This is a genomic window from Streptomyces sp. NPDC052114 (assembly GCF_040680155.1).
Taxonomy (GTDB): domain Bacteria; phylum Actinomycetota; class Actinomycetes; order Streptomycetales; family Streptomycetaceae; genus Streptomyces.
The window spans coordinates 149,879-173,413 of sequence record NZ_JBFAWC010000016.1 but is presented as its reverse complement, the minus strand read 5'-3'; the positions used below and the strand labels follow the sequence as shown (position 1 = coordinate 173,413).

General features: G+C 71.8%; 16 protein-coding genes. 6 read left to right on the top strand and 10 right to left on the bottom strand.

Annotation, left to right across the window (positions count from 1 at the left end; genetic code table 11):
* Positions 1–14: 14 nt before the first annotated feature.
* Positions 15–1,208, bottom strand: coding sequence for a helix-turn-helix domain-containing protein (locus tag AB0L89_RS31190; RefSeq protein WP_365148321.1), 1,194 nt, complete (start codon positions 1,206–1,208; stop codon positions 15–17).
* 182 nt (positions 1,209–1,390) lie between these two features.
* Here AB0L89_RS31190 and AB0L89_RS31185 point away from each other — a divergent pair, with 182 nt between their 5' ends.
* Complete coding sequence (locus tag AB0L89_RS31185; RefSeq protein WP_365148318.1) at positions 1,391–2,602, top strand: helix-turn-helix domain-containing protein; 1,212 nt, start codon at positions 1,391–1,393, stop codon at positions 2,600–2,602.
* A gap of 31 nt (positions 2,603–2,633) precedes the next feature.
* Here AB0L89_RS31185 and AB0L89_RS31180 read toward each other — a convergent pair whose 3' ends face one another.
* On the bottom strand, positions 2,634–3,290 hold the full coding sequence (locus AB0L89_RS31180; protein WP_365148315.1) for a TetR/AcrR family transcriptional regulator: 657 nt from the start codon (positions 3,288–3,290) through the stop codon (positions 2,634–2,636).
* Between the two features lie 54 nt (positions 3,291–3,344).
* Positions 3,345–4,286: an alpha/beta hydrolase gene (locus AB0L89_RS31175; protein WP_365148312.1), complete on the bottom strand. Its 942-nt coding sequence runs from the start codon at positions 4,284–4,286 to the stop codon at positions 3,345–3,347.
* A gap of 145 nt (positions 4,287–4,431) precedes the next feature.
* Here AB0L89_RS31175 and AB0L89_RS31170 point away from each other — a divergent pair, with 145 nt between their 5' ends.
* Entirely contained in the window at positions 4,432–5,652 is a 1,221-nt protein-coding gene (locus AB0L89_RS31170) for an acyl-CoA dehydrogenase family protein (protein ID WP_365148309.1), read from the top strand.
* Positions 5,649–6,401 carry an SDR family oxidoreductase gene (locus tag AB0L89_RS31165; RefSeq protein ID WP_365148306.1) on the top strand — a complete coding sequence of 251 codons (753 nt, stop codon included), beginning with the start codon at positions 5,649–5,651 and terminating at the stop codon, positions 6,399–6,401. Before AB0L89_RS31170 ends, AB0L89_RS31165 begins: the two co-directional genes overlap by 4 nt.
* Before the next feature lie 36 nt (positions 6,402–6,437).
* On the opposite strand, the gene AB0L89_RS31160 is transcribed toward AB0L89_RS31165, so the two are convergent.
* The 4 genes from AB0L89_RS31160 to AB0L89_RS31145 form a co-directional block, all read right to left on the bottom strand.
* Positions 6,438–6,914 (bottom strand): (2Fe-2S)-binding protein, encoded by a 477-nt coding sequence (locus AB0L89_RS31160; RefSeq protein WP_365148303.1) that lies wholly within the window; start codon positions 6,912–6,914, stop codon positions 6,438–6,440.
* A 17-nt stretch (positions 6,915–6,931) separates the two neighbouring features.
* A complete protein-coding gene (locus AB0L89_RS31155; protein ID WP_365148300.1) occupies positions 6,932–9,283 on the bottom strand; it encodes a molybdopterin cofactor-binding domain-containing protein in 2,352 nt (783 codons plus the stop codon).
* A gap of 84 nt (positions 9,284–9,367) precedes the next feature.
* Complete coding sequence (locus tag AB0L89_RS31150; RefSeq protein WP_365148297.1) at positions 9,368–10,591, bottom strand: MFS transporter; 1,224 nt, start codon at positions 10,589–10,591, stop codon at positions 9,368–9,370.
* 241 nt (positions 10,592–10,832) lie between these two features.
* Positions 10,833–11,555 (bottom strand): transporter substrate-binding domain-containing protein, encoded by a 723-nt coding sequence (locus AB0L89_RS31145; protein WP_365148294.1) that lies wholly within the window; start codon positions 11,553–11,555, stop codon positions 10,833–10,835.
* A 245-nt stretch (positions 11,556–11,800) separates the two neighbouring features.
* Here AB0L89_RS31145 and pstS point away from each other — a divergent pair, with 245 nt between their 5' ends.
* Together pstS and AB0L89_RS31135 are read left to right on the top strand one after the other, a co-directional pair.
* Positions 11,801–12,898 (top strand): phosphate ABC transporter substrate-binding protein PstS, encoded by a 1,098-nt coding sequence (pstS, locus tag AB0L89_RS31140; protein ID WP_365148291.1) that lies wholly within the window; start codon positions 11,801–11,803, stop codon positions 12,896–12,898.
* Positions 12,899–13,122: 224 nt separating this feature from the next.
* A complete protein-coding gene (locus AB0L89_RS31135) occupies positions 13,123–18,873 on the top strand; it encodes a DUF11 domain-containing protein (protein ID WP_365148288.1) in 5,751 nt (1,916 codons plus the stop codon).
* Positions 18,874–18,937: 64 nt separating this feature from the next.
* Here the strand turns inward: AB0L89_RS31135 and AB0L89_RS31130 are convergent, their stop codons facing one another.
* A complete protein-coding gene (locus AB0L89_RS31130) occupies positions 18,938–20,149 on the bottom strand; it encodes a cytochrome P450 (RefSeq protein ID WP_365148285.1) in 1,212 nt (403 codons plus the stop codon).
* 219 nt (positions 20,150–20,368) lie between these two features.
* Positions 20,369–21,211, bottom strand: coding sequence for an SDR family NAD(P)-dependent oxidoreductase (locus AB0L89_RS31125; protein WP_365148282.1), 843 nt, complete (start codon positions 21,209–21,211; stop codon positions 20,369–20,371).
* 581 nt (positions 21,212–21,792) lie between these two features.
* On the opposite strand from AB0L89_RS31125, the gene AB0L89_RS31120 reads away from it, so the two are divergent.
* On the top strand, positions 21,793–22,068 hold the full coding sequence (locus tag AB0L89_RS31120; protein WP_365148397.1) for a hypothetical protein: 276 nt from the start codon (positions 21,793–21,795) through the stop codon (positions 22,066–22,068).
* Here the strand turns inward: AB0L89_RS31120 and AB0L89_RS31115 are convergent.
* Positions 22,046–23,494 carry a cytosine permease gene (locus tag AB0L89_RS31115; protein ID WP_365148279.1) on the bottom strand — a complete coding sequence of 483 codons (1,449 nt, stop codon included), beginning with the start codon at positions 23,492–23,494 and terminating at the stop codon, positions 22,046–22,048. The two genes, AB0L89_RS31120 and AB0L89_RS31115, sit on opposite strands and share 23 nt — an antisense overlap.
* Positions 23,495–23,535 lie beyond the last annotated feature (41 nt).

The following is a 23,535-nucleotide window of genomic DNA, read 5'->3' as shown; positions in this document are numbered from 1 at the left end:
GAAGAAGGCGCATCTCAGGCCTCGTTGAGCAGCCACGTCAGCACGAGCATCGTCTCCAGACGGTTCTCGGCGTTCGGCAGCGCCCCGTCCGTCAGCCGGGCGATCTGCCGTAATCGGTAGCGGACCGTCTGCTCGTGGACGAAGACGCGCCGGGCGGTCACCACGGCGTTGTCGCCGCTGTCCAGATAAGCGAACAGCGTCTTGAGCAGAGGGTCGCGGCGGCGCCGGGGCAGCCCGAGCAGCGGGCCGAGCGCCCCGGGCGACGCCGCCTCCAGCAGGTCGCCCGACCGGGAGGCGGCCAGCACGGACAGATGGTCGGCGCACCGCAGCGGCGCACGCGCGGGCAGCCGCCCCCGGCGCATCAGATCCACGCCGTGGCGCGCCCACCGCAGCGAGGCGGCACCCCGCCCGAGCGGCACGGACGGTCCGAGCGCGGCCCCCTCCGTCCGCAGCAGCGGGAACGACCGCCCCGCGCCGGGCGGTTCAGGGGAGGGCAGCACGAGATACGCGAGGCTCGTGTGATGGTGCGCGAGCACCTCGGCCGGCAGGATCGCGTTCCGCGTGTCCGTCCCGGGCGGCAGCGCGAGCACCGCGATCCGGTCGGGCAGCGCCCACTCCGCCTCCCCGGCCAGCTCGGCGAGCGGGCGGCGCCCCACCGGCGGATCCGCGACCAGCGCCTCACGCAGCAGGTCGCGGTGCTCGGCCAGCTCCACCGCCGGGCCGCCCCGCTCCAGCGCGTACCCGCGGCCGGCGGCCGCCGCCGCGGTCTCCAGCACGGCCACGCTCGACTCGATGAGCGTGCCGAGCGTGACCCCGGGCCAGGCGAACCGGTAGGCGTCCTTGATCAGCCGACGGCGGGCCACCTGCCCGGCCAGCCCCAGGGCGTCGCGCAGCCGGTCGAGCGGACAGCCGCGCAGGGCGTGCTGCGCGCCGATGTCCTCGTACAGCGCGGCCAGTTCATGGCGGGTCCGGGCGACGCCTTCACGCCGGTCGCCCAGGCCCGCCATGAACTGGCCGACCGTGTGGTCGACGACGCGATGCACCGAGTAGCCGCGCGTGCGGTTGAACGCGTCGGTGTAACGGGGCAGCCGCGCGGTGACCTCGGCCGTCATCTCCTCGACCGCGGCGGGCCGTTGGAGCCCGAGCAGTCTGCGCAGCTCGTGCGGGGGCGGGGCGGGATCGTGGGGGTGCGCGAGTGCGGTGGTCATGGGCGTACTCCAACGGCGGCGGGCGGTTCGTGGACCCGGGCGGGGCCCCGGCCGCCCGCAAGCGTGCTCGGCACCGAGCGGTCCGCGCCAGATGTGGGGTGCGCCACGGTCAGGAGAATGTCACGCGGTTTACACTCCGCGTCCCGGGACTGACCTGCAACTGCTAGGAAAGAAGGACGGCGTTGACCACAACCGACCTTCCTCTGTCGAGGTCGCCGTGGAGGGAGCTGCCCGCGGCCCTCGCCCCGGTGCTGCGCTCCCGGATCGAGGAGTCCACCACCGACATGGTGCAGGCCATCCGCCGGGAGATCCACGGCTACCGGCACCCGGCGGGATCCGCGGTCGGGCGTGATCTGACGGGCGCCGTACGCCTGGCCGCCACCCAGTTCGCCGAGCTCGTCGAGGACCCGGACGCGCCCCAGGGCCACTACGCGCCCGGCTTCCGGCGCCTCGGCAGGCTGGAGTACCTCAGCGGACGCGGCCTGGACGACCTGCACGCCGCCTATCTCGTGGGGGCGCGCGCGGCCTGCCGGGGCTATGTCGCCGCGGCGCGCGACGCGGGCCTGCCCGGCGAGATCGCGGTGCCCCTGAGCGAGGCCGTGCTCACCCATGTGCACGCCCTGTCGAAGGAGTCGGCCAGGGGCTTCGAGGAGGCGCGGGCCCGCTCAGGCGACGAGGTGCAGCGCAACCGCCGTACGCTCGCGGGCCGCCTCGTCGAGCGGCGGCCCGATCCGGCGGGCGAGCCCCTGGACCACCTGGCGTGCCGCGCCGCATGGCCGCTGCCGCCGACGCTCGCCTGCGTGGCCCTGCGCTCCCCGGCGGAGGCGTTCCCCGAGCTGCCGGGCCTCGACGACGACGTCCTCACCATGACCCGCGGCGGCGAGCTGCACCTCGTCGTCCCCGGACCCGCAGGCGACGACGACGGCGAGGGCCGCCTGAGCAGGCTGCGTGCCGTCCTCCGCGACCGGGGCGCGGTCATGGGGCCCGCCGTCCCGCCGGAGAAGGCCTGGGTCTCCCTGTACTGCGCGCGCCTCGCCCTGCACCGGCTGCCAGGCGCCACGGGCGCCGGGCCGCTCATGGCCGCGGACCATCTGAGCGAACTGCATCTGCTGGGCGGGGCACACATCGGCGAGCTTCTCGCCGAGCAGGTCCTGGCCCCGCTGCGCGCGCTGCCGGAGGGCAAGGCGGAGCGCCTGGCGGACACCCTCGACGCCCTGCTCATGTCCGCGGGGCGCACCGCCCCGGAGGTCGCGTCCGCGCTGGGCATCCATCCGCAGACGGCCCGCAACCGGCTGCGCCGCCTCTCCTCCCTGTTCGGCAAGGATCTCACCGACCCGCGCTTCCGCCTGGAGGCACTGATCGCGTTACGGACCCGCGCGTTACGGGGGACCTGAGGCGGTCGAATGCCGTCGCCCGAAGCCTCGTTCAGGCCTCGGGGGCGGGATCCCCGAGCCGGAGCCCGTTCGCCCAGATCGTGTTGAGCGTCGTGACCAGCCGCTCGTAGGGGATGCGCTGGCCGAGCACGAACACCATGTACGCCATGCGGCTCACCATCACGGACAGGGCGTGCGCGGTCACCAGCGGGTCCAGGTCCGTGTCGGCCTGGCCGTTCTCCTGGAGGGCGCGGATCAGTTTGGCGTTGCGCCGGGCGAACGCGTTGCCGCGCTCGATGCGCAGCGCCATGAACTGCTCGTCGATCTGGGCGACTTGCTCGAACAGCGCCATCAGGCGGGCGTTCTTCTTGTACGCGCGCAGGTACTCGCGGTTCGAGGCGTCGATCAGCTCGCGGGGATCGGTGATGCCGGTCCGCTCGCGCAGGTGCGGGTGGAGCATCTCCTCCTGCACCTGCGCGACGAGCGCCTGGAAGATCTCTTCCTTGCTGTTGAAGTACGTGTAGAACGACCCGGAGGCCACGTGCGCGGCCTTCGAGATGTCCGTGATGCGGGCGTCCAGATATCCGTCGCGCTCGAAGACCTCGCGGGCGGCGGCGATCAGGGCGTTGCGCGTCCGGACACCACGCGCGCTGCGGGGCGTGATCGGTTGCTTGTGGCCGCCGTCGGCGGCCGCGGCCTGGGCAGCCACTGCGATCCATTCGCTGGAGTTGAACCTGTACGTATCCGGTGGCAGCGGATGCTATCAGCCGACCGAGGAGAGGAAATCGAGGAGCACGGCGTTCACTTCGTCGGCGCGCTGCTGCTGGACCCAGTGGCCCGCGCCGTCGAGGACGACGTGCCCGCGCAGGTCGGTGAGCGTCCGGTCGAGGTCCTTGGCCGGCATGAACTGCCCGACGGGGTCCCTGGAACCGGTGAGGTACAGCGACGGCTGGGTGACGCGGCGGCCCGCCAGGTGCTCGGTGAGCGTCCAGTTGCGGTCCATGTTGCGGTAGTAGTTGAGGCCACCGGTGAATCCGGTCGCCTCGAACAGATCGACGTAGTAGGCGAGTTCCTCTTCGTCCAGCCACGGGAGGAGCGTCAACTGCTCGTCGGCGTGCTCGGGCCACGAGGCGGAGTACATCTCCCTGGTGACGAGCGTCCTGCGGACGTCGTGGCTCAGGGCGGCCTCGGCGACGCCCGGCTCCTGGAACCACACGATGTAGAAGTCGTCGCCGAGGCGCTTGCGCAGGATCGGCAGCGGCGGCGCGGGCGCCCGCGGTGTCACGGGCACGCTCATCCCGGCCACGGCCCGCACCCGCTCCGGATGGGCCAGGGCCAGCTGCCACACCACGGCGGCGCCCCAGTCGTGCCCGACGAAGACGGCGTCGTCCGCGCCCACCGCGTCCAGCACCCCGGCCAGGTCGCCGCAGAGCGTCAGGACGTCGTACGCGTCGACGTCGGCGGGCCGGGAACTGCCGCCATAGCCGCGCATGTCGGGGACCAGGACGCGGTGCCCCGCCTCGGCCAGCGCGAAGAGCTGATGGCGCCAGGAGAACGCCAGCTCGGGAAAGCCGTGGCAGAGCACCACCGGGGGCCTGCCCGGCCGCTCCTCGCCGTGGTCGAAGACCCGCAGCGTCACGCCGCCCGTCGTGATCTCGCGCGTCGCGACGCGTTCCCAGTCGGCGGTCCTGATGTGCCTCGTCATGTGCGACTCCTCTGGTCTGCGAGTACCGTCGCGACGAACTCGCGCTGGTCCAGGCGGTGTTCGAAGTATTGAACTTGACGTTGGGTTCAAATATACAGGGTCGGCCGGAGCCATCCAGGGCCGGACCGCAACCGAGGGAGGACCCGTGTTCGACCTGACCGACAGGGCCGAGGAGTACCGGACGAGGCTGCTCGCCTACATGGACGCGCACGTCTATCCCGCCGAGGCGGTGTACGAGGCGCAGATGGCGGAGTCCGGCGATCCGCACTTCCACCCGCCGGTCCTGGAGGAGCTGAAGACCGAGGCGAGGAAACAGGGCCTGTGGAACCTCTTCCACCCGCACCCGCAGTGGGGTCCGGGCCTGACCAACCTGGAGTACGCGCCCCTCGCCGAAGTCATGGGCCGCAGCGCCCACCTCGCCCCCGAGGCCACCAACTGCAACGCCCCGGACACCGGAAACATGGAGGTCCTCACGCTCTTCGGCACCGAGGAGCACAAGGAGAAGTGGCTGAAGCCGCTCCTCGCCGGGGAGATCGCGTCGGCGTTCGCGATGACCGAGCCCGCCGTCGCCAGTTCCGACGCCCGCAACATCGAGCTGCGGATGGTGCGCGACGGCGACGACTACGTCCTCAACGGCCGCAAATGGTGGACCTCCAACGCCCTGCACAAGAACTGCCGGGTGCTCGTCGTCATGGGCAAGACCGACCCCGAAGGACCGAGCCACCGGCAGCAGAGCATGATGGTCGTCCCGCTGGACACCCCCGGCGTCACCGTCCTGCGCGGCCTGCCCGTCTTCGGCTACCAGGACCGCGAGGGCCACGCGGAGGTCCTCTTCGAGGACGTACGCGTCCCGCGCACCGCCCTCCTCGCCGGCGAGGGCGACGGCTTCATGATCAGCCAGGCCCGGCTCGGCCCCGGCCGCATCCACCACTGCATGCGCACCATCGGCATGGCCGAACGCGCCCTGGACCTGCTGATCGACCGCGCCCGGTCCCGCAGCACCTTCGGCGCCCCGCTCGCCGACCGGTCCAACATCCAGGACTGGATCGCCGAGTCCCGCATCGAGATCGACATGGCCCGCCTGCTCACCCTCAAGGCCGCGCACCTGATGGACACCGTCGGCAACAAGGCGGCCCGCACGGAGATCGCCGCGATCAAGGTCGCCGCGCCCGAGGCCGCGCTCAAGGTCATCGACCGCGCGATCCAGGTGCACGGGGGTGCGGGTGTGAGCGACGACTTCCCGCTGGCTTCCATGTACGCCCATCTGCGCACCCTGCGCCTGGCCGACGGCCCCGACGAGGTGCACAAGCGGACCATCGCGCTGCGCGAGCTGCGCCGCCGCGAGACCGAGCGGAACGCCCGGTGAGCGGCCCGCTGGACGGCAGGGTCGCCGTCGTCACGGGCGCCTCGCGCGGCATCGGCCTCGCGGCGGCTGCGGCCCTGCGGGACCGCGGCGCACAGGTCGTCGTCACCTCGCGCAGCGAGGAGCGCGCCAAGGAGGCGGCCGCCGAACTGGGTCCCGGCGTCGCCGGTTTCGGCGCCCACGCCACCGACGAGAGCGCCGCACGCGCCTGCGTCGACCACGTCGTCACGACGTACGGCAGCCTCGACATCCTGGTCAACAACGCCGGTACGAACCCCGCGTACGGCCCGGTCGTCGACCAAGACCACGGGCGCTTCGCCAAGACGATGGACGTCAACCTGTGGGCGCCGATCCTGTGGACGTCGCTGGCGGTGAAGGCGTGGATGGGCGAACACGGCGGGGCCGTCGTCAACACCGCCTCGATCGGCGGCCTCTCGGTCGCCCACGACGTGGGCATCTACCACGTCTCCAAGGCCGCCCTCATCCACCTCACCAAACAGCTCGCCCTGGAACTGGGCCCGAAGGTCCGCGTGAACGCCATCGCGCCGGGCGTCGTCCGCACGAGACTGGCCGAGGCGCTCTGGCAGGAGAACGAGCAGCGGGTCGCCGCCGCCACCCCACTGGGCCGCATCGGCGAACCGGAGGACCTGGCGGAGGCGGTGGCGTTCCTGGCGGGGGACGGGGCGCGCTGGATCACGGGCGAGACGCTGGTCGTCGACGGGGGGCAGTTGCTGGGGGGTGGGCCGTTGTGAGGCGCAGGCAGGGCCGTGCGCGACGCGGCCGCCCGGTCACATGTTCCTCGCCCCCTCCCTGATCGCGTCCCGGATGCGGTTGTACGTCCCGCAGCGGCAGATGTTGCGGATCTGGTCGAGGTCGGCGTCGGTGATCTCGCGGCCTTCGGACGCGGCCTGGCGGACCTTGGCGACCGCGGTCATGATCTGGCCGGGCTGGCAGTAGCCGCACTGGGCGACGTCCAGGTCCAGCCAGGCCTCCTGCATGGGGTGGAGGTCCTTGCCGACCGTGGCGGGCAGGCCCTCGATCGTGGTGATCTCGTCGTCCGGCGCGATCCTGGAGACGGGCACCGAGCACGGGTTGAACGCCTTGCCGTTGATGTGCGACGTGCAGGCCTGGCAGACGCCGAGGCCGCAGCCGTACTTGGGGCCCGTGACGCCCAGGAGGTCCCGCAGGACCCACAGGAGGCGTACGTCGTCGTCGGCCTCGACGGTGATCTGCTCGCCGTTGAGCTGGAAGGTGTGGCGTGCCATGGCGGGGTCAGGGCTCCTCAGAAGGCGCGGTCGAGGCCGTCGGTGGGGGACTGGGGCGTGGAGGGCTCGCGGGGGAGCGGGTCGAAGCTCAGCGTCCCGTGGTTGATCGGGAAGCTCGTCGGCAGGGTGTCCGTGGCGCGCGCGTACGCGCAGGCGATCGCGGCGAACGACGGCGCGACCCCCAGCTCTCCCGCCCCGGCGGGCTTGTCGCTGTCGCTCGGCATGACGACGACCCGCAGTTCGAGGGGCGTGTTCCACTGCCGCGTATAGAAGTAGTTGTCCCAGCTGCCCTCCAGCGGGAGGCCGTCCTCGATGTGCAGGCTGGAGGTGAGGGCCATCGCCAGCGCGTCGTTGAAGCCGCCCATCATCTGGGCCTCCAGACCGCGGGGGTTGATGGCGAAGCCCGCGTCGACGACGATCAGCGCCCTGGTGACGCGCGGTCCCGTCACCGCGTCGCGGATCTTCCGGTTGACGGTCTCGGGGCGGCAGTCGATCTCGACGAGCGTGGCGACCGCGCCCCGGTACTCCGCGTGCAGCCCGATGCCCTGGGCCATTCCGGCGGGCAGCTTCCTGCCCCACTCGCCCTCCTCGACGGCCCGGTCCAGGACGGCCCGCAGCCGCTTGTCCTTGAGGAAGGCGCGGCGGAACTCCACCGGGTCCCGGTCCATCCTCGCGGCCAACTGGTCGACGACCAGTTCGCGCGCGCACGCCACGTTCGGGGAGTAGATGTTGCGCATGCTGCCCGTGTTGAACTTCAGCGGGACCTCGTTGAGGAGCTGGGTCGTGGCCCCGAAGTCGTACGGCGTGGACTGCGTCAGCTGGAAGATCGTCTCGGCGAACGTCAGGTTGCCCGCGACCGGCAGCTTGGCCGCCGTCGACGTGATCATCTCGCCGAGGCCGTGGCCGAAGTCCGTCTGCGAGCCGGTGTGCCGCTGCTCGTAGCTGAGGACGTTGCCGAGTCCGTACGTCGCGCGGATCCGGGAGACGCACATCGGATGCGTCCTGCCCTGGCGGAAGTTGTCCGTGCGCGACCACGACAGCTTGACCGGCTTGCCCATCGTCCGGGAGATCTCCGCGGCCTCGGCGGCCACGTCGTGGAAGAGGTGCCGGCCGAAGGAGCCCCCTCCCTCCACCACGTGCACGGTGACCGCCTGCTGAGGCAGGCCCAGACGCGCGGCGATGTCCTGCTGCGCGACGATCGGCACCTTCAGGCTCGACCAGATCTCGGCGCGGTCGGCCCGCACGTCGGCGATCGCGTTGTCCGGCTCCAGCGGGCTGTTGCTGGCGAACGCGAAGGTGAACTCGGCGTCGAGCTTCTTGGTGAGCAGGGGCGGCACGATCATGGGCAGCGCCGCCGCCTTGATCTTGCGCAGCACGGTGTCGTCGGACTCGCCGTCCACGGTGCCCCGCCCCCAGGTCACCTCCAGCGCCCGCAGCGCGTCGATGCACTGCCCGAACGTCTCGCCGCGCACGGCGACCCCGTGCGTGATCGTCGCGACATCGGTGATGCCGGGCATCTTCAGGACCGTCTCGCGGTTGTGGACGGCCCGCACCGTGCCGTTGATCGTCGGTGGCCTGCGCACCATCGTCGGCTTCGCGTCGGGCACGTCGTGGTCCATGCCGAACTTCTTGCGGCCGGTGACGATCTCCAGGGCGTCGACGCGGTTGCGGGGCGTGCCGAGGACCGTGAAGTCGGTACGTGACTTGAGGGTGGCCGTGGCCGCGCGGACCTTCGTGCTCGCGGCCCGCTCGGCCAGGGAGCCGTACGTCGCGCTGCGCGTGGACCCGTGCCGGATCACGCCGTCCGCGACGGTCAGTTCGGACGCCTCGACGCCCCACTGCCCGGCCGCCGTCGCGAGGAGCCGGTGCCGGGCGACGGCCGCCGCGGTGCGCACCGGCAGATACATGCTGCGCATCGAGTTGGAGCCGCCCGTGAACTGGTTCATCAGCAACTCGGGCCGCGCGTCGGCCAGATCGACCCGGACCTTGTCCAGGGGCAGGTCCATCTCCTCGGCGATCATCATGGCGACGGCCGTCGTCATGCCCTGGCCCACCTCGGCGCGGGGCACCGCGAAGGAGGCGGTGCCGTCGGTGTGCACGCGGACCGTGATCAGCCCCGCGGTCGGCGCCGCCGCCAGGTTCTGCAGATCACCGAGGTCGAAGAGGTTCTCGGGCTGCGGCGGCGACGGCACCGCCGCTTCGGCCTGCGACCCCGCGACCGCGTCGGAACCGGTGCGGACACCGACGGCGAGGGTCGGCGCGGCGAGCAGATACGCGAGCACTCGGCGCCGGCCGGGCCCTTCGTGCGCCGTCGCTGGCTCTTCGTACGCCGTCGCGGGCTCTTCCGGCGGACGGCTGGGTTCTGCCATGGGGGTCCTTTCCTCCCGAACTGGAGAGGCAAGTGTGTCGTGTTGAGCCTCCCGGGACACCCCCGAGGCCGAGAAACGTCCTTGTCAGACCGGCAGCCGCCGCCCCATGCGCGCCAGTGGGGACAGCGCCATGCAGAGCGGGGACAGCGCCAGACCGGCCGCCGCCACCAGCAGCCCGGCGCGCAGCCCCAGCGCTTCGGCCAGGACACCGCCGAGCAGGGAGCCGAGCGGGGTGAGCCCCATGCCGACGAAGTTGATCGTGGCCACGACCCGGCCCTGGACGTGGACGGGGGTGAGGGCCTGCCGCACGCTCATGACGGTCACGTTGACCAGCTGGCTGAAGACGCCGAACACGAAGTTGATGCCCATGAGCAGACAGACCGTCACGGCACCGGACCCGCGCAGCGCGGGCACGCACAGCAGCACGCCGTCGGCGAGGGCCGCCGCGGCCACGAGCACCCTGCCGTACCCGAGCCTGCCCGGCAGCCGGGCGGCGAGCAGCGACCCCACGACCGCGCCCGGTCCCGTCGCCGCGAGCGCGAGCCCCACCGCCGCCCCCGACAGGTGCAGCCCGCGCGGCAGGAAGAGCAGATACACGGTCATGACGGCCGCGAAGGAGAACTGGAAGGTGGCGGAGGCGATCCCCACGGCCCGCAGCGCGGGATCGCGGACGACCAGGCGCAGGCCCTCCTGGATCCGCCGCCCCGTGCCCGCGGCCCGCTCCGGCGCGGCGGGCAGCCGCTCCGGCCGGCGGATGCGCGCGATCGACAGGGCCGACAGCGCGAAGAAGACCGCGCTGGCCAGGGCGGCGACCGGGGCCGAGAGCAGCGACACCAGCGCGCCGCCGAGCGCGGGCCCGCCGGTCTGCGCGGCGGACCTGCTGCCCTCCAGCGCGCTGTTGGCTTGCGCCAGCCGCTCCCGCTCCACCAGGCGTACGAGGCATGCCTGGTAGGCCACGTCGAAGTACACGCCGAGCACGCCGACGAGGAAGGCGACGACCAGGAGCACCGGGAGGCCGAGCACACCCAGCAGGGACGCGAGGGCGACGGCCGCCAGGGCGAGGACCCGGCCGAGGTCGGCGAGGACCAGCACGTCGCGGGTGCGCCTGCGGTCCACCCACGCGCCGGCGAACAGGGAGAACAGCAGGATCGGGGCCTGTTCCAGCGCGCGCAGCGCGCCGAGCAGCCCGGTGGACGCGTCGAGGGAGAGGACGGCGATGAGCGGCAGGACGACCTGACCGGCCTGCGCCCCGAACTGGGAGGCGGTCTGGCCCGCCCAGAGCAGACGGACGTCACGGTCGCCGAGCACGGTGCCGGAGTAACGGGAGGAGGAAGCGGAGGCGATGCCCGGGGCATCCGGAGAGCTGGTGCGTGAAACACGCGCGCGGAACGGCACGACAACCCCTTGAAGGAGTCGGGAAAGCGGAGAAGGGCTCGCTGTGCCGCGTCCATGGGCAGCACGCGATGACGGGTCGATCGACCTACGACGTCAGCGCGTGCTCGTGCGACCGGGCATTCCGACTCCCTGAGGGGTGTGAGGTCCCGGCAGGCTACCCGGGCGGGGCCGTCAGCGTCTCGGATTTTCCGGACCGGCGCAGTGCCCGGGCGACGAAGCCCGTCGCCTTGAGCTCCTCGACGAGCCCGCGCAGGAAGGCCACGGTCTCCGGCGCGCGGTCCTTGGTCGTGCCCACCGCCTGCCGGATCTGCATGAACCGGTCCTCGATCAGCCGGAGTTCGGGGTGGGACGCGACGTACTGCGTCAGCGGCTGCCGGATGCCCGCCGCGACGTCGAGGCCCTCGGCGCGGAACACCTCGACCCCCTCGTCGCCCCGCACGACGCTCGCGTGCCGCAGCGTGCGGGTGAGGAAGAGGTCGTACGCGGAGCCACGCTTCACGCCGATGCGCACGCCCGCGCGGTCGACGTCGGCGGGCGTCGTGAAGGGCGCGTCCCGCGGCACGGCGTACACGCCCTCGATCACGACGTACGGCGCGGTGAAGGCGACCTCGGCCTCGCGGGCGGGTTCGACGGCGAGGAAGCACAGATCGGCGCGGCCGGACGCCATCGCCTCGTACGACGAGCGGGCCGCGTCGAAGCAGAGGAACTCCACGGGGACGCCGAGCCGCGCGCCGACCTCGCGCGCCAGGTCGACCGTGATCCCGGCGGGCGCCGCCGGTGTGCCCTGGGCCAGGACCGGGTTGCCGAGGTTGATGGAGGCCCGCAGCACGCCTGTTGGCGCCAGGTCCTGGACGACGGCCGTGCTCGCGATCTTCATGGGGCGGAGTCTAGGACACCCTTGCGAACGGCCCGCCGTCCCTCACGCTGTGCTGGGCGACGCCTACCCCTCCGCCGCCGTACGTCAGTACGTTCCCGAGTGTTCGCCTGGTGGTCACCTGCCGTCGTCGTGGATCGGCGATCATCTGAGGCCTGTCGACGAGAACCTCCGCGATCCGTTCGCGGTACCCCGAGGGGACGAACGTGCAACGCCCACGTCCAGGACGTACGTACCGACGCGGGCGCGTGCTCGCCGCTTCCGTGACGGCCCTGCTGTCCCTGTCCCTCGCGGGGTGCGGGCTGGTGGGCCCCGGAGAGGACGACGACCGGGCGGCGGCGGAGCCCGCCGCCGTCACGGGGATCGACTGTGCCGCCTCGGGCAAGGTCCAGGGGACCGGGTCGAGCGCCCAGCAGAACGCGATGAAGCACTGGATCAAGCAGTACCAGAGCGCCTGCCCCGGAGTGCGGATCGCCTACAACCCCATCGGATCGGGGGCGGGCGCCGCGCAGTTCCTGCGGGGCGCGACCGCGTTCGGCGGCTCCGACGGCGCGCTGAGGTCCGCGGAGGTCGAGCGGTCGAAGGACGTCTGCCGCGGCGGACGGGCGATAGACCTGCCGATGGTCGGTGGACCCATCGCGATCGGCTACGACCTGCCCGGCGTGGACGACCTGGTCCTCGACGCCCCGACGCTGGCCGAGATCTTCGACCGTCGGATCACCGTATGGGACGCCCCGGAGATCCAGCGGCTCAACCCCGGCGCGGAGCTGCCGTCCCTGCCGATCCGGCCCGTGCACCGGTCGGACGACTCCGGCACCACGCAGAACTTCCAGGCCTACCTCGCGGGCGCCGCCCCGGAGGCCTGGCCCCACCCGGTCGGCAAGGCCTGGCAGGGCAGGGCAGGGGCCTCCGCGAGCGGATCGAGCGGCGTCGCCACGGAGGTGACCTCGGGCTTCGGCGCGATCGGCTACTTCGAGCTGTCCTTCGCGCGGGCCCGCGACATCAAGACCGTCGCCGTCGACACGGGCGCGCCCGCCCCCGTCGAACCGACGCCCACGACGGCGTCGGCCGGAATCGCCGAGGCCCACGTCGCGGGCAGGGGCCAGGACCTGACGCTGAAGTTCCGCTACGGGGCCTCCACCCCGGGCGCGTACCCGATCGTCCAGGTCACCTACGAGATCGTCTGCGACCGGGGCAACCAGAAGGAGATCCTGCCGGCGCTCAAGTCGTTCCTCGCCTACACCGCGAGTGAGCAGGGGCAGAAGAACCTGTCCCGACTGCACTACGCGCCGCTGCCGGAGTCCGTCGCCGGTCGGGTGCGGGACGTGGTGCGCACGCTCGCCTGACGTGCTGCCGCCCCGGGGTACGGCTCCGGGCGTCCCCTTGACGTACGACGCCACGGGCAGGCGAGTGATCGCGCACCGAATCGCTCACAGATAGTTGCATACGACGATCAAATTGTGACCCTCTGTAGTGATCCATTCGCAGAGTGCCCGGAGTGATGTCGTTGCGCAGCTTCTTCGTTCCCCCTCGCTGGAGACGGCCGCTGCGCCGCCTCACGGCGCATCTCGTGGCACTCGCCCTCGTGGTGCCGGGCGTGGTCCTCGCGGGCGCCGTCCCGGCGGCCGCGCAGACCTGGACGGTCGAGGGGGAGGACGATCCCTCGACCTTCGGCTGCGACGGGCTGTATTACAGCAACTACCGCTCCGGCATGGAGTTCCAGAACGACGCCTCCGGCAACGCGCGGATCACCAACACGGTGATCACCAAGCGGAAGCCGACGAGCAACGGCCTGCCCGACTACTGGTCGTCGAGCATGGCGGCGGGCACGGACCCGGACACCGGGCGACCCACCGCCTTCTACGCGGACTACCGTTCCGGCAATACCAAGCTCTACAAGCACGTCTCCGGCACGAACACCGTGACCGACGAGATCTACGCCGGGCAGACCAGGAACCTGGTCGGCGGGACCAACTGGGGAGGGCTCGGCTACGACTCGGCGCGCTCGAAGCTGTACGGCGCGCAGAACCTGTCGTACCTGAAGCTGATGCAGCTCGACCTGAAGACCGGCGCCTCCCGGGTCTGGGACCGCGCCGATCTGACCACGTCCATTCCCAACGACCCGGTGATCCAGTACGGCACCACGATCCCCGACCTGTTCGTCGACTCGTCGGGCGGCGCCTACTTCGGGATGAGCTACAGCGGCACGTACATCTACCGCCTCGACCCCGACACGTCCACCGTCACCCGGGTCGTGCAGGTCAGCGGCCCCGGCGCGATCGGCGGCAACGCGTACGGCATGGCCTTCCACGACGGTGCCATCTACTTCGGGCAGTACGACGGCACCCTCTTCCGCGTCGATCCGCGCACCGGCGCCTCCACGCAGGTCGGCGGCGGCACGGCGCACACCAACCAGGTGGGCACGGTGAAGTCGGAGTCCGGCGGCAGCTGGCCGATCACCGACCTCGCCAGCTGCGCGATCGCGCCGAACCTGGCGAGCAACGTCGAGATCGAGAAGAAGGCCGACAAGCAGAGCGCCGGGCCCGGCGAGAAGGTCACCTACACCGTCACCGTGCGCAACACCGGCGCGGGCACGGCGAGCGGCGTGCGCGTCGGCGACGACCTGAGCGGCGTCGTGGACGACGCGACGTACAACCGGGACGCCCGCGCGCGGACGGACGGCAGCGACACCAGTACGCAGCCCAGCTACGACAGCGCCGCGAAGAAGCTCTCGTGGACCGGTGACATCGCGGCGGGCAAGACGGTCACGCTCACCTACTCGGTGACGGTCAAGAGCCCGCCGACGGGCGACAAGAAGCTGAAGAACGCCGTCACCTCGCCGGACAGCAACTGCGAGAGCGGCTCCGACGACGACAAGTGCGGCACCGAGACGCCGGTCGCCACCCTGAAGATCAAGAAGGTGGGCGCGCCGAAGGACCCCAAGCCCGGCGACAAGGTCACCTACACGCTGACCCTCACCAACGACGGCACGGCCGCCTGGAAGGGCGCGCAGGTCACCGACGACCTCACGGACGTCGTCGACGACGCGACGTACAACCTGGACGCGGTGGCGAAGAAGGCGGACGGCTCGCGCGCGGTGGGCTCGCTGAACTACAGCGGCGCCGACAAGAAGCTGCGCTGGGTCGGCGACGTCCCGGCGGGGCAGACGATCACCATCACGTACTCGGTGAAGGTCGACGAACCGCCGCGCGGCAACAAGCGGCTGAAGAACGCGGTCACCGGACCCGACGGCTCCACCTGCGCGCCCGGTACGGACGACCCGGACTGCTCCACCGACGAGCCCGTCAGCGGCCTGGTCATCAAGAAGACGTCCACGCCGAAGAAGGCCGGGCCCGGAGACGTCGTGACGTACACCGTCACCGCGGAGAACGTCGGCGGCGGCCGCGCCCCCGGCGTCACGGTGACGGACGACCTGAGCGGCGTCGTGGACGACGCGACGTACAACGACGACGCGACGGCGCGCACGGACGGAGCCGATACCGGTACCCAGCCGTCCTACGACCGCGGCACCAAGAAGCTGACGTGGACCGGGGGCATCGCCGCCGGCAAGAAGGTGACCATCACCTACACGGTGAAGGTCGGCGCCCCGCCCGCCGGGGACAAGAAGCTCACCAACACCGTCACCGGGCCGGACAACTCGACCTGCCCGCCCGGCGCCACCGACCCCGACTGCGGCACCGACGCCGGCGTCGGCACCCTGGAGATCAAGAAGAAGGCCGACAAGAAGGAGGTCAAGCCGGGTGGCACCGTGACCTACACGGTGACGGTGCGGAACACCGGACAGGGCGACTACCCCGGCGCCACGTTCACCGACGACCTCACCGGCGTCCTCGACGACGCCACCTGGGACGACGTGGTCACCCGCACCTCCGGCACGACCTCCTTCGACGCCGGTACCAAGAAGCTGACGTGGACCGGCGACGTCGCCAAGGGCGCCACGGTGACCGTCACCTACCGCGTCACGGTGGGCGATCCGCCGCGCGGCGACAAGTCGCTCAAGAACGCGGTGACGGGCCCCGACGGCTCGACCTGTGAGCCGGGCGGCACCGACCCCGACTGCGGCACCGAGACCGGCGTCAAGTCCCTGAAGCTGAGGAAGACGGCCACCCCGGCGAACCCGAAGGCGGGCGACAAGGTCACCTACACCGTCACCGTGCGCAACACGGGCGGCATCGCCTACCAGGACGCCTCCTTCGAGGACGACCTGAGCGACGTCCTGGACGACGCGCGGTGGAACGACGAGGTCACCAAGACCTCGGGCACCACCTCGTACGACGCGGGCGCGAAGACGTTCTCGTGGACCGGCGACCTCGCCGTCGGCGCCACCGCGACCGTCACCTACACGGTCACCGTCACCAACAACGGCGACAAGTACCTGCGCAACGCGGTCACCGGCACGGACTCCAACTGCGAGGACGACTCGCGGGACCCGGACTGCCGGACCGTGCTCCCGAAGCCGTCCCTGCAGATCAGGAAGACCGCCACGCCGGCCGTGCCCAAGCCCGGTGACGTCGTCACCTACAAGGTCACGGTGACCAACACGAGCGCGGACGCCGACTACAGCGGGGCGCGTTTCACGGACGACCTCTCCGGCGTCCTGGACGACGCGACGTGGAACGACGAGATCACCACGGCCTCGGGCACCACCTCGTACGACGCGGATACGAAGAAGCTGACGTGGCGCGGCGACGTGACCCGGGGCACCAGCGTGACGGTCACCTACACGGTCACCGTCGACAGCCCGCCCCAGGGCGACAAGAAGCTGTCGAACGCGGTCGTCGGCCCCGAGGACTCCACCTGCCCGCCCGGCGGCGACATCCCCGGCTGCGCCACCGAACCCCCCGTAGCCGTCCTGGAGATCAAGAAGACCGCGACGCCGAAGACCGCCAGGCCCGGCGACAAGGTCACCTACACCGTCACCCTGCGCAACACCGGTGAGGCCGACTACACCGGCGCCTCCTTCGAGGACGACCTGAGCGGTGCCCTGGACGACGCGACGTACGGCGACGACCACCGGGCCACCTCGGGCACCGTCACCTACGCCCGGCCCACCGTCTCCTGGAGCGGCACGGTCGCCGAGGGCGCCACGGTGACCGTCACCTACTCCGTCACCGTGGGCACCCCGCCGGCGGGCGACAAGAAGCTCAAGAACGCCGTGACCGGGCCGGACGGTTCGGGGTGCGAGGCGGGCAGCACCGACCCCGACTGCTCGACCGAGACCCCCGTCGCCGCCCTGGAGATCAAGAAGACCGCGAGCCCGAAGACCGCCAGGCCCGGCCAGAAGGTCACCTACACCGTCACCGTCCGCAACACCGGCACCGGGACGTACGCCGACGCCCGGTTCGAGGACGACCTCACGCAGGCACTCACGGCCGCGAAGTACAACGGCGATCACGCCGTGCGCGGCGGCGGCACCGTCACCTACTCCGCGCCGAAGGTGACCTGGAAGCACGACCTGCCCGCCGGGCGGACCGCGACCATCACCTACTCCGTGACCGTCGACAAGAAGGTCACCGGCGCGGCGAAGCTCACCAACCTCGTCGTCGGCCCGGACGGGTCGACCTGTGAGAAGGGCAGCAGCGACCCCGACTGCGCCACGGAGGTCGACGTCGCGCACCTCACGGTGAAGAAGCGGTCGACACCGGCCGCGCCGAAGCCGGGCGAGACCGTCACGTACACCGTCGAGCTCACCAACTCCGGCGCCGCCGACTACACCGGGGCCACCGTCACCGACGACCTCACCGGCCTCCTCGACGACGCCGTCTACAACGACGACGCCACCGCGGCCGGCGGCGGCACCCTCTCCTACCGCAAGCCCCGGCTGACCTGGACCGGAGACGTGGCGGCCGGTTCGAAGGTCACCATCCGCTACACCGCCACGGTGGACAGCCCGCCGAAGGGCGACAGGAAGCTCAAGAACGCCGTCACCGGACCCGACGACACCAACTGCCCGAGCGGCGGCACGGATCCCGACTGCGCGACCGAGACGCCGCTGCCCGCCCTGAAGATCGTCAAGCGGGGCACGCCCAAGGACGCCAAGACCGGTGACAAGGTCACGTACACCGTCTCCGTGCGCAACGTGGGCGAGGCCGCCTACCGGGGCGCCACCTTCAGGGACAACCTCGTCGACGTCCTGGACGACGCCACCTGGAACGACGACGCCACCGCGAGCACCGGGACGGTCGCCTTCACCGCGCCGACCCTGACCTGGACCGGGGACCTCGCCAAGGGCGCCGAGGCGACCGTCCGCTACTCCGTCACCGTCACGAACGACGGCGACAAGAAGCTCCGCAACGTCGTCACGGCCACCGGGTCCAACTGCGAGGCGGACTCCACCGACCCCGACTGCCGCACCGAACTTCCCACCCCCCGACTGGAGATCGAGAAGAAGCCGGCACCCGCCGTCGCCCTGCCGGGCGGCAAGGTCGCGTACACCGTCACGATCCGCAACACCGGTCAGGGCGACGCGAAGAACGCCGCCTTCACCGACGACCTCGGCGGCGTCCTCGACGACGCCGTCTACAACGGCGACGGCACGGCGGACTCCGGCACCGTCACCTACCGGCGGCCCCGCCTCCAGTGGCGGGGCGACGTCCCCGCCGGGGCGACCGTCACCGTCACCTACTCCGTGACCGTCGGCACGCCCCCGGCCGGCGACCGGCTGCTGCGCAACCTCGTCACCAGCCCCGACAACACCAACTGCCCGCTGCCGATGCCCGACAGGGCGCGGCGCGCGGTCATCGACCCCCGCTGCACGACCACGACCCCCGTCCAGTCCCTGGTCCTGCGCAAGACCGCCGCACCGCGCGGCAAGGTCAAGCCGGGCGGCAAGGTCACCTACAAGGTGACCGCCACCAACACCGGCACCGCCGTCCTGGACCCGGCCACCTTCACCGACGACCTCTACGGCGTGCTCGACGACGCCACGTACAACGGCGACGCCACCGCCGACCGGGGCACCGTCACCCGCACCGGGGCGACGCTGAACTGGACCGGCCGCCTCGGCGCCGGACAGCGCGCGACCGTCACCTACTCCGTGACGGTCAAGAAGCGCGGTGACAAGAAGGGCGGTGACAAGAAGCGCGGCGACAAGCTGCTCCGCAACGCCGTCACCACCTCGACCCGCGGCGGCAACTGCGTCACCGGCACCGAGCCCGGCTGCACGACGACCACGGAGATCACGTGGCCCGTCCTGCCGCCCACCGGCAACGACACCGCCTGGTGGGCCTCGGGTCTCGCGGCCCTGCTCGTCCTGACCGGCGGCCTTCTGTTCGGCCTGGCACGCCGCCACAGGCACTGACCTGACGGACGCCCCGAGCCCCGCCGGATCGACGACGATCCGGTGGGGCTCTCGCACGTCTTCCTTACTTCTCGCCCCAGGTGACGGGGAGTTCGTGCACCCCGTAGATGTTCATGCCGGTGCGCAGCGGTACGTCCTCGGAATCGACGGCGAGCCGCAGGGTCGGGAAGCGGGTGAGCAGCGCGGGGAAGGCGACCCGCATCTCGACGCGCGCCAACTGCTGGCCCAGGCACTGGTGGACGCCGTGGCCGAAGCCCAGATGGCCGGAGGCCCTGCGGCGCAGGTCGAGCACGTCGGGGTCGGGGAACTTGGCGGGGTCGCGGTTGGCGGTCTCCATCGAGAGGGCGACGCTCTCGCCCGCCCTGATGAGCACGCCCTCGACCTCGACGTCCTCCAGCGCGGCGCGGATCCCGGTCTGGGCGATGGTCGCGTACCGCATCAGCTCCTCGACGGCGCCGTCGGCGAGGTCCGGCTCGGCGCGCAGGGCGGCGAACTGGTCGGGGTTCCGCAGCAGCGCGAAGGTGCCGAGCGCGATCATGTTGGCGGTGGTGTCGAGCCCGGCGCCGAGCAGGAAGCCGCCGATCCCGGTGAGTTCGTCGTCGGTGAGGTCGCTCCCCGTCAGGTCGCTCAGGAGGTCGTCGGTGGGGGCGGCACGCTTGTCGCGGACCAGCTTCTCCATGAACTCCTGGATCGCGCCCATGGCGGCGGTCCGTTCCGCCTCGGTGGCGCTCAGCGTCATCATCGTCGCGGTGTGCCGCTGGAACATGTCCTCCTCGCTGGCGGGTACGCCGAGGAGCTCGCAGATCATCAGCGCGGGTATGGGGCGCGCGTACGCCTCCACCAGGTCGAGGACGGGACCGCGCCGCTCCATGGCGTCGAGGCGGTCGGCGGTGATCTGCTCGACGCGCTCGGTCAGCAGCCTCATGCGGCGCACGGTGAACTTGCCGGTGAGCAGCCGCCGGTAGCGCGTGTGCTCGGGGGCGTCGATGCCGGTCATGTCGCCGAGGGGAGCGGGCGGCAGGGGGCCGGTGAAGCCCGTCTCCATCGGCATGTGCTGGAGCTCGTAGCGCGAGGTGAAGCGGGAGTCGGCGAGGACCGAGCGGACCGCGGCGTGTCCGGTCGCCAGCCACCCCAAGTGCCCGTCGGGGAAGCGCAGTCGGGTGAGCGGCTCCCGCTCGCGGATCTGCCCCAGCTCGGTCGGCGGAGAGAAGGGGCAGCCCGAGGGCCGCTCGATGGGCAGGCGGTCCAGGGGTTCGGTCGACGGATCGTGCTGCATGGGTGAAGTCCCTCCGGTGCGGGAAGTGCCGTGACGCCAGCATGGCACACAAGTGACGCCACGCCGAGCCAAGTTGGCCCGGTATGGCGTCAAAGTGCTGCCGTGCTGGCGCTATTGATGCTGTTGGCGTCACGGGAATCACGGAGTCACGGCGTCACGGCGCCCCGTCATCACGGCGACACGGAGGGGCTGCCGGTCCGCCCTGACCGGCCGGGGGCCTCAGCCGGCGGCGCGGCCGACCAGGAGGTCGGCGAGCCTGCCGAGGCGCTTGACCGTGCGGTCCTCGGTCGCGACGGGCGCCGGGGCGACGCGCTCGGCGCGGTCGTAGTAGGCGCCGTTGACGATCTCGACGGCCGGGTCGCACAGCCGCACCACGTGCGCCGCGCCCTCCGTCGCCGTCAGACCCTCGTTGGCGTACAGCGGAAGCAGCGCCGTGTCGCACGCGCCCGGGTGCACGGAGACCGCGGTGACCCGTGGGTCGGCGGCGAAGACCGTCAGGGCGAGCTGCGACTGGGCGTACGCGGCGAGCCGGGAGTAGCGGCGGGCGCGCTGGGGGTCGCTCCACCGGATCGACGCCGTGCGGTGCAGCGAGGAGGAGACGTTGACGACGCGGCCGCCCGGCTCGCTGGTGAGGGCCGGTTCCAGGAGGCAGGTCAGCAGGTAGTGGGCGAGGAAGTTGACCTGGAAGGCGATCTCGTTGCCGTCGGCCGTGACGGTGTGCCGCTCGGGGGCGGCCGTCGCGGCGTTGTTGACGAGGACGTCCAGGTGCGGGTGTTCGCGTGCGACGCGGTGGGCCAGCGACTCGACCTCTTCGAGGTGCGCGAAGTCGGCCGCGCAGAAGCACAGTCGGGCCGTGTCGACGCCGGTGGTCGCGACGATCCGGTCGGCTGCCGCGCGGGCCTCCTCGGGGGTGCGCCCGTGCAGCAGTACGGTGGCGCCGCGCTCGGCGAGCTGTCGCGCGGTCTCGAAGCCGATCCCGGAGGTGGCGCCGGTGACCAGGACGGTGCGGCCGGACAGGTCGGCGGGGATCGGGGCGGGGGAGGGCAGGGCGGATGCGGGCATGGGGCTTCCAGGGGTAGGGGTGCGCGGCATCGCGAAGGGCCTGACGGCCGATCACGTCGCGTACGGGGGTGAGGTGGTGACCGGTGTGACACAGGGGCGCCGGTTCAGGTCACGGCGCCCCTGAGCTCGGCGGGAAGACGCGTCGGCGCGCGGCGGACGCTCCCGTCAGAGGGCAGCGGGGCAGGCGACGGACGCCCGATGAGGGGGCCGGTCGAGAAGGAGCCACTCGCTGTTCACGCCCTCCATGGAATCGGCCCCGAGGAACGTGTTCAAGGCCGGTGGCGGTTTCCATATGGGGCCCTGACACGTGCGGCCCTGACACGTGCGCCCCTGACACGTGCGCCCCTGACGCGCATGGCCCTCGGACGTGCGGCCCTGACACGTATGCCTCTGAGGCTCCCGTACCGTGCGACTCGGGTAGGTCGGCCATGCCCGTCTGAGTACCCGTACTCATGAACGCGCCGCGCGTCCGCCGCAGGCTGGGTGTGTCGGACGGGACGAGGGAGATGAGGGAGTCAATGGTGAGCAAGGCCGGTCGAGTCGGTGCGGTGGCCGTCGGCGGTGGGCGTCGGACGAGGGGGCTGCTGGGGCTCGCGCTCGCGGGAGCGGTCGTCGCGGGGCTGACCACGGGCTGCTCGATGGCGGACGCCACCTGCGGTGGGGAGGAGTATCCGGTCCTCGCGGTGGGCAGCAGCGGCAGCGCGTGCGTACCCAAGGGGGAAGAGCCGCCGAAGGGGTACGCGCGCTATCCGGAGGGGAAGGTCCCTGAGCACGTCGGGGACAAGTGGGACGAGTACTGGAGCACCCGGACCGTCGACAAGGGCGGCAGGATCGTCAAGCTGAAGGACGTCGAGTGAGGGCGTAGAGCCCCGAGGCCACGACGACGCCGACGGGCAGGGCGAGATCCACGCCGCCCAGGGCGTGCGCGACCGGGCCGGTGTACAGGGTGTTCACGCACAGCGCCGCCGCGGCCGTGCCGCCGGTCAGGGCGAGGGCGCCCGGCCAGTTCACGCCCGCCGTGTACCAGTACCGGCCACCGGGGGACTCGTCGGTGAGGGCCGGGCCGTCGTACCGGTTCCGGCGCAGCACGATGTCCGTCGCGTACACGGCCATGCTCGGGCCGAGCAGGACGACGGTCAGTTCGAGGACGTCGCTGACGGCGTCGAGGAAGTCGGAGACGAGCAGCGCGTACAGGGTCAGCGCCACCGCGAACGCGCCGTCGACGAGCACGCTCAGCGAGCGGCGGATGCGGACGCCCACGGCTTGCAGGGCCAGGCCCGCGCTGTACGCGGTCATGGCGTTGATGGAGATCGTGCCGAGCACGAGCGCGAGCAGGAAGAAGGGCGTGAACCAGCCCGGCAGGATCCCTTCGAGGGCGGTCTGCGGGTCGCTCATGTCGAGGGCGGTCGCCGCGAACGCGCCCAGGGAACAGACGGCGATGCTGGGCAGGAACCCGCCGAGCGCGGTCCAGCCCACGATCGCCTTCGGCGAGGTCGCCGCGGGCAGATAGCGCGAGAAGTCGGCGCTGTTGGTGTACGAGAGCGGGCCGGACGCGATGAGCGTGACGCCACCCGCGAGGGCCGCCCACAGGGCGCCGCCGGTGAGCGGCTCGGCGGGCGCGTAGCCGAAGTCGGCGCGGCCGATGACGTAGCACGCCACGACGGCGAAGGCCAGGGTGAGGGCGACCGTGATCGGGCGGTAGAGCCGCAGGATGGTGGCGTGCCCGTAGACGCTGATGGCGAGGGTCAGCGCGGCGATGACGGCCACGACGGCGATCTTGACGCCGGTGGTGAGCGGGATCCCGGCCCGGCCGACCAGGGAGAAGGCGGCGAGCGCGGCCGCGGCGAGGTTGAGCGCGATGTAGCAGACGCAGATCGCCCAGCCGGTGATCGCGATGTTCACGCGGTTGCCGCGGACGCCGTACATCGCCCGCATGACCACCTCGCTCGGTGTCCCGGAGGCGGGCCCCGAGACGGCGAGCAGCCCCACCGGCACCCAGAACAGATTGCCCACGACGATCACGGCGAGGGCCTGCCACAGGGTGAGGCCCATGAGGATCAGGGCGCCGCCGACGACCAGGCTCAGATAGTTGACGTTCGCCGCGGCCCACACGGCGAACAGGTCCCGGGGTCTGCCGTGGCGTTCCCGCTCGGGAATGTGGTCGATCCCGTGCACCTCGATGCGGCCCGCGGCGTCCGAGGGGCGGGTCGCCGCGTCCGGCGCCGGAGCGGCCGCGGGCACGCCGTCCCTGCCTGGACACGGGTCGGGGATCGTGGACGCCATGGGGCCCTCCGGGGTGGGTGCCGTGCTCGCCTGCTTGCTTA

Bases quoted from the DNA above. Each gene is read 5' to 3' on its own strand.
- AB0L89_RS31190 (WP_365148321.1), bottom strand. From the start codon at position 1,208: ATGACCACCGCACTCGCGCACCCCCACGATCCCGCCCCGCCCCCGCAC.
- AB0L89_RS31175 (WP_365148312.1), bottom strand. From the start codon at position 4,286: ATGACGAGGCACATCAGGACCGCCGACTGGGAACGCGTCGCGACGCGC.
- AB0L89_RS31160 (WP_365148303.1), bottom strand. From the start codon at position 6,914: ATGGCACGCCACACCTTCCAGCTCAACGGCGAGCAGATCACCGTCGAG.
- AB0L89_RS31155 (WP_365148300.1), bottom strand. From the start codon at position 9,283: ATGGCAGAACCCAGCCGTCCGCCGGAAGAGCCCGCGACGGCGTACGAA.
- AB0L89_RS31145 (WP_365148294.1), bottom strand. From the start codon at position 11,555: ATGAAGATCGCGAGCACGGCCGTCGTCCAGGACCTGGCGCCAACAGGC.
- AB0L89_RS31130 (WP_365148285.1), bottom strand. From the start codon at position 20,149: ATGCAGCACGATCCGTCGACCGAACCCCTGGACCGCCTGCCCATCGAG.
- AB0L89_RS31125 (WP_365148282.1), bottom strand. From the start codon at position 21,211: ATGCCCGCATCCGCCCTGCCCTCCCCCGCCCCGATCCCCGCCGACCTG.
- AB0L89_RS31115 (WP_365148279.1), bottom strand. From the start codon at position 23,494: ATGGCGTCCACGATCCCCGACCCGTGTCCAGGCAGGGACGGCGTGCCC.